At 42.2% G+C, this 12,111-nt stretch carries 7 protein-coding genes; all 7 read right to left on the bottom strand.

All coding sequences use genetic code 11. The features are described 5' to 3' along the window. Nucleotides 1–2: 2 nt before the first annotated feature. The 7 genes from ACLOAU_RS13540 to ACLOAU_RS13510 are packed head-to-tail and all read right to left on the bottom strand — an operon-like array spanning nt 3 to nt 12,092. Nucleotides 3–2,039: a M60 family metallopeptidase gene (locus ACLOAU_RS13540; RefSeq protein WP_427862401.1), complete on the bottom strand. Its 2,037-nt coding sequence runs from the start codon at nt 2,037–2,039 to the stop codon at nt 3–5. Between the two features lie 16 nt (nt 2,040–2,055). After that, nucleotides 2,056–3,840, bottom strand: a complete 1,785-nt coding sequence (locus ACLOAU_RS13535) for a hypothetical protein (RefSeq protein ID WP_427862400.1) — start codon at nt 3,838–3,840, stop codon at nt 2,056–2,058. 23 nt (nt 3,841–3,863) lie between these two features. Beyond that, nucleotides 3,864–5,507: an IPT/TIG domain-containing protein gene (locus ACLOAU_RS13530; protein WP_427862399.1), complete on the bottom strand. Its 1,644-nt coding sequence runs from the start codon at nt 5,505–5,507 to the stop codon at nt 3,864–3,866. A 13-nt stretch (nt 5,508–5,520) separates the two neighbouring features. Then, nucleotides 5,521–6,261, bottom strand: a complete 741-nt coding sequence (locus ACLOAU_RS13525) for a hypothetical protein (RefSeq protein ID WP_427862398.1) — start codon at nt 6,259–6,261, stop codon at nt 5,521–5,523. Between the two features lie 32 nt (nt 6,262–6,293). Next, the gene (locus ACLOAU_RS13520; protein WP_427862397.1) at nt 6,294–7,853 is read right to left on the bottom strand and encodes a RagB/SusD family nutrient uptake outer membrane protein; all 1,560 of its coding nucleotides are present in this window, start codon (nt 7,851–7,853) and stop codon (nt 6,294–6,296) included. Nucleotides 7,854–7,863: 10 nt separating this feature from the next. Further along, complete coding sequence (locus tag ACLOAU_RS13515) at nt 7,864–11,022, bottom strand: SusC/RagA family TonB-linked outer membrane protein (RefSeq protein ID WP_427862396.1); 3,159 nt, start codon at nt 11,020–11,022, stop codon at nt 7,864–7,866. A 29-nt stretch (nt 11,023–11,051) separates the two neighbouring features. After that, on the bottom strand, nt 11,052–12,092 hold the full coding sequence (locus ACLOAU_RS13510) for a DUF5007 domain-containing protein (protein WP_427862395.1): 1,041 nt from the start codon (nt 12,090–12,092) through the stop codon (nt 11,052–11,054). Nucleotides 12,093–12,111 lie beyond the last annotated feature (19 nt).

The following is a 12,111-nucleotide window of genomic DNA, read 5'->3' as shown; positions in this document are numbered from 1 at the left end:
GTCTATTTTAATATTGCAAATTCAGCGATGGCTGCGTATATATCATTGCCGTACATATCGCTTTTAGCAGGCATTCGAAGACGAACATACCTTGCCGTTACGCTTGCCGAAAGCGTTCTTGTTTGAGTAGCAGCAGCATTATCCATAACAAAAGGATTTCCCGCTATTGTAGTCCAGGTACTATTGTTGGTGCTAATATCTATGTATAGATTTTTTATGCGAACACCAGCATTGTCTTGTCTTTGAGTAAATCTGAAGCTGCTAAACGGAATGCTATTCCCGAGATCAATAATAATCCAATGTGGCGGCGCCACACCAGCATAGTCATTGGCAGACCAGTTAGAATGCCAGAACGTATTAATGTTCCCATCAATTATTGAAGAGGCCAATCCATTGGGAAGCTCTTCTCCTTCAGCTTCCTGGCTGGAGAAGGAGTTTATTTTCCAATTGGTAATGGCATACGGATCAGGATTATATGTTTCCTTACCGCCTGTGCCTTTAATAGGATTATACGTCCACGCTTTAAATCCAATCGGGGTATATTTAGATGCCATCTCTGCCTGTGCCAAATCGCTTATGCTAACCCCCCACTGGTTAAAGTGCCCTGCCCAATCATATTGGGTCATATCACAAAGTGCGCGGTATACAAAATCGTGCATTGTCAGATCAGAAGAGTTAGGACGCACGGCTCTTCTTGCCCTGCCGTACAGTTCACCCATTAATGCCCATCCTTCCTTATTGCTTTTATTAATCCCTGGCATATTAGGCTTTATATAATCGAATAACTGCACAAAGAAAATGCAGCGGGCGAAGGGGCTGTTAATGCGGGTATCCGTTCCATCGAAATTTTTAACACCGGTACTTGAAGCAAATGCTATAGCGCTGTCAACAATACTCACACCGCCTTCTACACCAAGAGCCGGGTGATTGGGAGGCCATGCTTTAGGATAACCAGCCCTGCGTAAGCGATCGGCCACTTTAAATGAAAACAAGTTGTTAGATACTTCACCTAAAGTAGACCAGCTCCAGTATGCGGTCTGCTGATTGTTATGGCCAATTTCATGCAATAGTCCCCAAAGTCCATCTGAGCTGGTATTGGTAACATTTACCACTCCATCAAACCAGTTATTCCAGTTGCCCACAACTACGGGGTTGCCCGAATGTCCGCCCACTCCGGGAGCCATTGCTATTTCAAAAACGATACGATAAGGAAGAATAGGTGCCTGATCGACAGGGTCTGCAGGAGTTAAAGACAAGCCTTGCCATGCCTGGTAATCATTACTAATAATACTATCCCATTGTTTCAGCGCAGCCTCCATACTGGGATAAGAAGTATTCAGGCAACGATCCCTTGGTACCAGAAAAGAGACGAACCTGCTTCTGAGTTCTAACCAGGGCACGCAGGAAGCCTGTAATCTGGCTTTCCATTCAGCATCCTTACTTTCTCCTAATACAAAATCCGGCGATTTAACCACATTACCCAATGTAACCGAAACCGGGTTAGCAATTGGAACAGCAGCATTCAGATAAATGGTTCCCCCATATAAGTTCCTAAGATAATTACGTCCGGGCGACAATTGTTGTCTTGTGAAAACAATACCATCGCGGGGCGGGTTAGGATAAGCGCCTACATTATCGGTCCAGCCGCCTATTTGAGCTGACATCTGATACATGCCTTGTGGTATGTCTATCGTAATCAATTCACCAGGCGCCGCATAATATCCTGTACTCAATAAGGGTTCCGGTGGTTTTGAAATTCGAAGATTTACACCTACACTTTTATAGTTTAGGTCCAACGACAGGTTTACCGACGCCAGGCGGGGCTCCGTCTCGCATATTAAACCAGGAAACGCAGATGCCTGCACAATCTTGCTGTCGTCAAACTTTAGCAAAGTGTCGATTAACTGCTTTGCACTATCTTTTGAGCCGCCAACATCAGGAGGGTTGGAATCAAAATTAAAATCCTGTTTGCCGCAAGAGAAAAGTGTTACGGCTGCGGCTAACAACACTCCTAAATATTTTGAATATGATTGCAACATAGTTGTACTGAATTTACTAATTAGCGATATCGTTATAAGAAGGAACCCACATATTACCATCCAAATTCCAGGCTGAGGAAATAGGAAGTTTAAACCAGCCCAAAACAAGAGGAAACGCATCTACATTATTAGGAACGGTCTTGTAAGTCGCAGGGCTTACAGGCGGGCAAATACGGGTTGTTGTTTCGGTAAAAGAGATCTGCGAGCTTCCTTTTAAGTTCATGTTATTATTATTACCACTATAATCTCTTAGCCAGTTACTGGTTCCGTCCGTTTCTATTTCTGTACTTGGCCAGAAGCCTACCAGTTTGGCTGTAGCAGTATCAGTAGCCGAAGCTTCTACAGAGCAATAGTTGTTATTCACATAAATATCGCTCAATGCAGTTTTATATACCCTTATATCAGTAATGATCATTCCATTTAAAGCTGATCCTCCATTTGACTCAGGTCTCCATCCCGTAGTGAAATCAGTAGGACTGATATAACTATCTGTCATATTCATATTTGTAGCATTACCCCGAACACCATCTGTGAAAACAACCAGCTTTCTTTGCCCGGCTTCGATTCTAACTACTGCTGTTAGTGTATGCCATTGCCCATCTGATATTTGAGTGCCCAAAGCCTGCCTTCTGCCAATAGAGGTAACATCAGGCATGTAGTTAGCACCCCAGTAGTTTCCTTCCAGGAAAAAAAGAAATCCCGGTCTTCTCGTTCCATCGCTGAAGTTTTCTCTTTTACCAATAAATGACGGATAAGAATAACTGCCCGCAGGTACTTTTACTTTACACTGCATGGTAAATTCGCTTCCCGAACCAAAATCCATTAACGTACCCAGCTTTGATGCAGGAACCACTCCTCCATTATTTGCCGGCGCAGTGCCTCCGCTTACAATATAGCTGGGTGTAACCCCGGCATAAGGCAAAATACCAACGGGTTTTGAGGTTGATTTGGCTATAAACCTGGGATTATAATAAAACGTGAATGTATTGTGCCGTTTATCGTCAAATGCTGACCAGGCTTTACCCACAGGTACATAAGGAATATTATCTCCTTTATTAGAAGTCACAATAATTAACCAGTTTTCATTGATATAATCAGCCCTGCCCTGTACAGCAGCCAGCAATTCGCCAATATAAGTATCAACCTGCAAAACCGCAGCTTTGTATGTTGCTGAGGTATTGCTATAAGATGAGCCGGACCCCGCAGCATCCACCGAATGTAGCTGAACAAAGAGCATATCCGGGTTATTCGCCTTTAACTCGTTGACAGCAGCATTTTTTGTAGCTGCATCGTCGTTGTTATAACCGGTAGACACAGTAGCACCGCCAGCCAGGCTGTTCTTAATGTCATTTGAAGATGTAAGTGCTACCACCCTTAACCCGGGCTGCAATGATTTCAATTTAGAAAAGACCGTAGGATAGGCATTCAGATTTGCAGTAGCCAGGTTGGTTGTTACATTGTGTTTGCTGTTATTAACCCCGGTTAACAATGTGGTCCATGTTGATGCATTGGTAACATCATTGTTTTCGAAATTAGTAAGGCTTTCCCAGGAATAAATAGAATGACTGGCCAGTTGCATCAGGTTGGGAGGTGCTATGGTTCTCACTTCAGATCCTACAGCACCATCAACCACAATAAATAGCACCTTAGGCTTTTGAGCTACTACCCCTTCGCTCGATTCGGAACTAACAAGTTGCGCATCATTTGCTTTGTTGCATGACGTAAAGGCCGTCAATAAACTCACTACCAACAAGGTACCCAACCTTGTAAAACCGATCTTTGGGTTGCTCATTTTTTTCATATCCTCAATGAATTTACTTGTTGTTAATTTTCGATAATTACCTTCACAATATTGGCAACTGGTGTGGCATCAAACCGGCTGAAAGATCCTACAATAAACAGCGCAGGCAAACCGGTACCGCTGGCAGTGGTTTCTAAAACATCAGATACATACCCATTAAAAAATCCAGTATTATTATAACCCGATGCAAGGGATCCGTCTGAATTAAGCACTGCAAAGCCGGGTCTGGCTACACCGTCATACTTGGTAAAAGTTCCTGCTATGACCACCTTTCCATTGGTGAGCTGTTTGGCAAAGCTGATAGCATTATCATAGGTCCTGACCTTAAAACCGCTGTAAAGGCTTCCGTCTGTATTCAGCATAGCAACGCCATTAGCATCACTACCATTATACTTTTGAAAAAGCCCTGTAATAAGATACTTTTGAGATGCCGTGTTATAAAAAATCCTTGTGGTTACTCCATCAAATCCAGTGCCTGTCGCAAAAGACTCCATCACAAGACCTGTTGCCGCATTAATCTTTACAATTCTTGACGCAGGCCTGTCATGGAATGTCGTGAAATTACCTGTTATCACAATATTGCCATCCGGACCTTGTATAGCGTCGTTTAAAAATGCATTTCCAGCCGAGTAGCTTCGGTTAGTTGCACGATTAAAATTGAATGATGAATCGAAGGAACCGTCGGTTTTGATGCTAATAATCTGCTTCATGGCAATTTCATCCTTCTGGGGGTTATTCCAAAGCGAACCAGGATAGAAGGTGGTTCTGTATTTCTGGAAATTACCCACCAGGATATAATTTTGTGCATCGGCTGTTACAAATACCTTAGCAATGTCTTCATCTGTTCCTGCGTTAACTGAGCTTCCGGTAGCCCAGCTACGATCGGGAAAGTTAAAGGCGTCATTATTGGGAATCTGGTAGCGCTGTGTTTCTATACTGTCCATTGCATTCGTACCCGACCCCTGCTTAATTCTGGCCAAATTGGACAAATCGCTTACCGTATTAGATGCTTCTGTAAAACCTCCACCCATCAGAAACCGGCCATCGCTTAAACGGATCAGGTTTCCTACAAAAGTTGGAGTAAGTCCCAGACTATTAGCAGGCCCCGTATAAATCTGCTTAGCCGCACGTGCGCCGTTAGGGTCTATAGTGGCAAGACCTGTTAATGTGGTACCATTATAAAAATTAAATGACCCGTATATAATGAAATTTCCATTTCCATAAGGTGTAATGCCCATGACGGTTCCGTTTGACTGGCTGGCATCCGTGTTAAAAGAGGGATCAATATACAGTTTTCCCTTTACGGTAAACCTCGGTCCAAAATAGGTCTCCCCGTTGAATTCAATGGAAATGTTAGAACTGCTTGCATTTACCGGCACTTTTACGGTTATCATTTTATCTGACACGTCCAGTACTTCGGCTTCTGTTGTGCCAAAGTAAGCTTTAAATTGTCCTTTTTTTCCTTCAAGGCCACTTATCGGGATGGTAACAACCGTACCGGATATCCCGGTTGCTGGTGACACTTTTGTGTCCAGGTATTTTACACGGGCTTTTTGGCCGGGAGGATATACTTCTTTACCATCGCTAACGTTGGTCTTTTGGCAGGCAACAACCGAGAGCGTTAAAAAACTTACAACGAATCCTTTTATCAAAAACGTTTTATTCATAATCGTTTTTAGTTTAATAGTTAATACCCGCTTTCACCGCATCTACGGCTATATTTCCAGGACGAAAGCCAAAGGCTGATAAATCGATAAAGACCCCTTCGGCAACCTGTGTGTTCGCACCATATTTCAAAGCATGTACATAACCGTTTCTTGGATGAATATTAGAAGAAGCGACGCTTACCCTAACCCAGCTGCTTACATCTTTGGGGCTCGATAAAGAAGCGATATATGAAAGAGATAACATGCGATAGCCTGCATACTGTATACCACCCGCATCACCATATATTACCCCGATATTCATTGGGTATCCTCCATAAGAGTCATATACCTGCCCTCCAAATGCTGACAGATTAGCCATGTCAATCTGGGGATAATCGTTTAAAGACTTTGCACCTTTAAATATGTACAGAGAAAGATAGCTTTTCCAAACCGAAGGTTTGATCTGGTCCATCCTTGTAATAGGCTCCATGCCCAGACCGGCAAGATTTAAATTAATTGTATTGATAGATAGCCTGACACTGGAATCCGACGGGGCGAAGAAGGTAATTTCCTCATTCTGGAATACGTTTTCCATTCCCGTAAGCCTGACAAGTTTAGCTACTGAATCAAACTGCGCGGGTTTTGACTGAAGATAGTCTAATATACTCCCGTTAAATGTCGGGTCCAATACACCACTATCCTTATAGTAGTCATTCTTTTTACAAGCTGACAGAAAAAATATCAATCCAAGCAGCAGGTATAAACTTTTTTTCATTTTACTCACTATTTTAGTATAGATAGCAATCACTATTGCCAGTAGGTATTAAGTGTAATTAATGGATTCCCGTTGTTGACAGCGTCACCGCCGTTACTGCCATCAAGTGGCCATGTCCATGCTCCTGCGGCAAACTGGCTTACGGTACATTTATAACCAAACTCGTAAGTAGGATCAACAATTCTCCTGGTTCTCACCACATCATACCAATACAAACCTTCTCCCATAAATTCCCGGCAGCGTTCAAAGAATATTTCATTATCCAGCGCATCGCCTGTCAAATTATTAATAGCAGGTAAACCAGCACGTCCTCTTACAACATTCAAAGCAGCCTGCGCTTCTCCGGCCCTATTCAATTTATTCAAAGCCTCAGCTTGCAACAGATATATATCAGGAAGACGGAACACCGTTTGATTATCATCCGGGTTTACGTCTTCTGCATTTTGATTAGCATAAACGTTGGCAAACTTCAACATTAAAAATTTATTCCCTGCACTGTAGATCGTTGCCGGATCATACCAGGCAGTAATCCGTTGATCAGGACTTCCTGTAGGAAAAAGTTTTTCCATAAATGCCCTTGTATAAGATAAATAGCTGGTAGTGATCTGGTAATTTTTATACGGTGCATATAATACGTTATCTGAAAATGCTGACCAGCCGAAACTCTCGCCGTAGTTTACATTTTGTGGTATTTCAAACAACCCTTCTTTACTCCTACCCTTAAAAATTACTTTTGTCTGGCTTAAGGGAAGTAATTGATAAGCGCCCGCATTACCCTGTATAATATCCGTAGCCAATGTATTAACATTGTTATAATAAGTGGCAGCATTAGCAGCGTCAAAGCCGGCCAGCCACATGTTCATATGCATTAAAAGTACCGCACCTGAACCACGCATTGCCCGCACTGCTATTTGCGTAGGATCAGAATAAGTCCAGGGTAGGTTTTTATAAACAGCGTTCAGATCTTCCAGGCATTTTTGCAATACTTCTACCTGTTTGGTACGGGCAAGCCTGCCATTAAAATAAGGTTCTGTGTAGTAAGGTACATCGCCCCATAATCTCACCATAAAGAAGTAAGCCATGTTCCGGATAAATACCGATTCAGCAATATATCTCTTTATGTCTGCATCTGACAAAGCACCATCGGGGACAGTCGGAATACGATCCACCGCGATATTAGCAGATGCAATTACCTTGAAAAAGCGGTTCCACTGCGTAAAGCGTCTTGCATTAAACAATTCAGAATAAGTAGCAACACCATATACAACCGTATTCATGTTGTTGTTGGCCAGCTGCGTAATATACTGCCTGTTTGAAGGTGAATTAGCCAACACGGGAGCGCCTCGCATATCACCGCCCCAGGCAAAGAAAGGAAACTCGCCATCGCCGGCACCAGCAGTCATGTCCGGACGGTAAACAGCCTCTCTAAACAAACCATATAAACCGTTTACAAAACGTTCCACATCTGCTTTGTTACGCCAGAAATTATTACCTGATAAATCGCTGGGTGGATCAACGTTCAGAAATTTCTGACACCCGGATAAACCGGAAAAAAGAGTTATGATTAATAAACTTTTAAATATGTGTTTCATCCTGAACTATTTAAAATTGAATGCTTGCTGTTAATGAATAAGTTCTTGCCAGAGGATAACCACCCGATATATCACGTCCGAGTGTTGAAACCTGCTCCGGATTAACGCCGCTGTACTTAGTGAAATTATACAGGTTATTGCCTGCCAGAGAAATTCTACAGGAATTGATACCATAACGTTGCAGGAAATTACGATCGAGATTATAAGATAATAAAATAGAACCAATCTTAAAGTAAGTACCATTCTCGAGAAACAGGGTTTGGCTCGAGCGGAAAGGATCTAATGCACCTGCCCTTCTAAAATCGTAAGGATTAGGATAAACAGCTCCAACAGTCCCGGTTGACCTATCGGCATTGGTGGGTTTCCAATAGTTATAACCATCGATAGGTATTAAAGCCGTTGCAGAAAGAGGATTTGTATAGTTTTTAAACTGATCGGCTAACACAAGATTTAAGATATCTCTAAAAGCAAAAAATGACGTATTGATATTAAGCGTGAACTGTCTGTACTGCATCTGCGTGCTGAGACCACCTATAAATTTTGCTGTTGGATTACCTACGGGAACCAAATCTCTATCATCTATGATATAATCACCATTGATATCAGCCCAGACAGGATCTCCTGCCTGGAAAAACAAACCCCGACCTGAGCCATACTGTAGCCTTAAACCTGTTGCAGGATTCACGGGCACATCGGCTGTATTGGCGTATACACCCTGGTTAATAAATAGCAGGTTACTGGTTGGTATTGATCCCAGCTGATTGATTACAGGGAACTGTGCTCCATATGCATCCTGTACATATTTAATTATAGATCTCGTCCCTGAAGGAAGTTGCGCCAGCACAGGATCATTATATGCGCCATTGGCGGTTACAGACCATTTGAAATTCTTTTTGTCCATAAACTGTAAAGTAGCGGTCAGCTCTATCCCCCTATTGACAATACTTTGCGCATTTAATGCCACCCGCTGAAAACCGTTCGTATTAGACAATGGGCTTTCCACTAACTGGTTATCAATTGCACGGTAATATGCCTCAGCCACCAGATTCAGTCTATTAAACAGAGTCAGCTCAAGACCCAGATTGGTTGTAGCCGCAACTTCGGGGGCAAACTCTACGTTAGGCAATGTTTCAAAATCAATAATAACAGTTTGGCCGTTGTTATATCTTGGACCATTCAGGTACTTTCCATATACATCAAAAATAGTTCCGTTCGGTTTAATATTACGCCCCCAGCTTGCCCTCAGTGCACCGGAGGTTAGCCAGTTCACATTATCAAAAAACTTCTCTCTTTGAAAATTCCATCTTCCACTCACTGAAGGACTTTTTGTATAACCACTGGTAGGACCATTGGTTGCTGTATTATCAAGACGGTAAGACAGGTCAACAATATATTTTTCGTTGGCAGCAAATCTCACATTACCGCCATAACCATGTATCCTGCCCTCATTAATATTACTGTAAGTACCTCCCGCTGTTCTGGTAAAATTATTACCAATAGGACCCAGTATCTGATCATCTGCCGGCTGATTAAAATAAATCATGTGCGCCCGGTACCCTTCTTTAGTAAGATCATTAAATAAATACGCTGTTAATTCATTTGCCTCATTCAGCTTTTTTGTATAATTAATTTGCGTGTGATTAAATAAATTGTAGGAACGGTCGTTGTATGAAAAAAGACCAGCAGAATCCTGTGCCAGGTATTGTGATCTGGAATAGTCGCTTGTATTGCTTACCGTATTGTAAGTAACCAAATTAGAAAGGCGAATGCCTAATATAGGCTCATACTGGATATTTAAACTACCTCTTGTATCGCTGGTTTTACCGCCGTTTTGCGTGGAAGTGCTCGCAAGTGCTTCACTATTGGAGAACAAGGAAGGCGGAGGATAAAGCGAGCTGGTATTGGCGGTTCTGGCAATACCAAACTGGTAAGCTCCTACACCTGAAGCATTTTGATTATAACCTACCTGCTGTACAAGGTTCATCGTCATTGAAAATCTCTCGTTGGGATTATAGCCGGTAGAAAGATTTAAACCATAACGCTGAAAACCCGTATTAACGACTATACCTTTTTGATCAAAGTAGTTCAGGTTTGCCTTATAATTAAAAGCCCGGTCACCGCCACTAATACCTATATTATGTTGATGGTTCCCGTTGGTACGGAAAAAATAGCTTTGCCAGTCGGTAGAATTGTTCCAGTAAGGATTCAAACTATCGGATAAAAAAGAATAGTTATTGATTAACTCAAGGGAAGACTGCCTTGACGCTGTATCAAAATTAAGAATGGTATTCAGCCGTATGCGTCTCTCTTCCTGCCCACCAATTGTAGCACGTAGCTTTGGAGGAGTTGTCAAAAAGTAAGAACCTGTGTAGGATATAAAAGGCACTTTCGATTGTCCTCTTTTTGTTGTAATAATTACTACGCCATAGGTGGCTTTCGAACCATATTGAGATGTCATGGCTGCGTCCTTTAAGAACTCCATGCTCTCAATATCTTCCGGAGGAATTAATGATATAGGGTTAATACCAGCTCCTCCTGATTCAAATCCATACTGGTAATTAGTATTCACATCAATGGGTACCCCATCGACGATGAATAGAGGAGACGTTGGAGTAAGGTTACCACTACCGGATACATTGGTAGTTGAAACACCACGCATATTAATTGTGGCCATAGCTCCAGGCGACCCGGTGGTATTCTGTATATTTAAGCCTGCTACCTTTCCCTGTAACAGATCCATAACGTTAGCTACCGGCCTGTCCTGTAAATCCTTTCCGCTTATCACTACGGAAGATCCCGTAAGTGTCGACTTTTTTACCCTGTTATAAGCCTGTACCACCACTTGTTCCATTGGATCATCCTTAGAAGTCATTAAAATTTCTACTACACTACCATCATGGCTGGCGGGCACTTTCCATTTTTTCTCTACATATCCTACATAAGTTATTGAAATGGTATTCCCTGCCTTAGTTGTTATTGAGAATGCACCCTCATTATCTGATTTCACAGTAGTTGAGCCGGAAGTAATAGTAGCACCTACTATAGGGTTCTTTTGCTGCACATCCTTTACTACCCCGTTTATAGTTACCTGGTTCTGCCCGAAAGACGGAATAGAGGCTCCTAAAAAGGATACAACAAAAATCATCACTATATATTTATACAAATTCATATCAGTCAATTTTGAGATTGTTGCCGTCTTTATCGGTTGAATTTAGGATTGTCGTTAGCGAATACGAATATGATTTCCCAATTAGCATTTTCGAATATTGAGAAATTAAAGCTCATTGAAGCCCGTTGCAGAGCGCCGAAAGAATCGAACGTATTATAAGCAAACTCTACATGCGCCATGTCCCCTACCCCACTGGTATAGCGTGTTGGCAGCCTTACCGCCGGAATTGGGTATACCACATCATAAGAAACGCTGGTGGCTGTTTTGGTCATATTAAAACCATGTATCAAATTCGCCCAGTCTGTCGCGTTAAAGCGATCAGGATTTATCGGGTTATAATTTTTATCAAAAAAACGGAAAGTGAGCTTATTTTGTGCCACCGCCGCATTATCTACCTTCTGAATAAACACCTCAATATCTGTTGTTCTTATTGGTGCCTGTGTAGAATCGCCGATCATATTCAAGACGCTGAGCGGATAGGTTCCACGTTGAACAGGCTGACCGGTGGTGACATCAACATTAGTTGGTTCAAAAGGACGCTCTTTAAAAGGCTGCAGTTTGAAATTGGTAAAATATCTTCTTCCACCAGAGTTAAACACTTCAATATCGAAAACATAACCAGAGTCGGGCATAGAGCGGATAAAGGATGATTTGGCCATATTCCACATCGTAATCTGGCCGGCTCCGCCGATCTCCAGCACGGGCCTATACTGTACTTCACGTTTGGCTTCTATTTCGGCTATCGAAGTTTCGGTTCCAGTATAAGCCTGCTTCCAGACAGTTACAGGGTAAAGGTCTGTTAACTCGTTTGCAATTAACCCGGTCGCTAAATTCCTGGGATTTATAATTTTAAACTGAGCGGGAAAAGTAGTACTACCAGGTACAAAAATGCCCGTGTATTGGGTGGTACGTCCCAAAACCGGCTGAAACAAATATTGATTGAACAATGCATCGTCCCCAATATTGTTCCTTACTTCAGGAAGATAATTACTCCTTTTGCAGGAGACTATTAATAATCCTACAGACAGGCATGTCAATGCCAGCTTTGCGCTCTTTGCAACAATACTCATTCTGTTTCTTGTTTAATTG

The sequence above is a fragment of the Paraniabella aurantiaca genome, from assembly GCF_050309965.1.
Taxonomy (GTDB): Bacteria; Bacteroidota; Bacteroidia; order Chitinophagales; family Chitinophagaceae; genus Niabella.
Note: the sequence above shows the minus strand (reverse complement) of the source record. Positions and strands in the feature narration are given on the sequence as shown.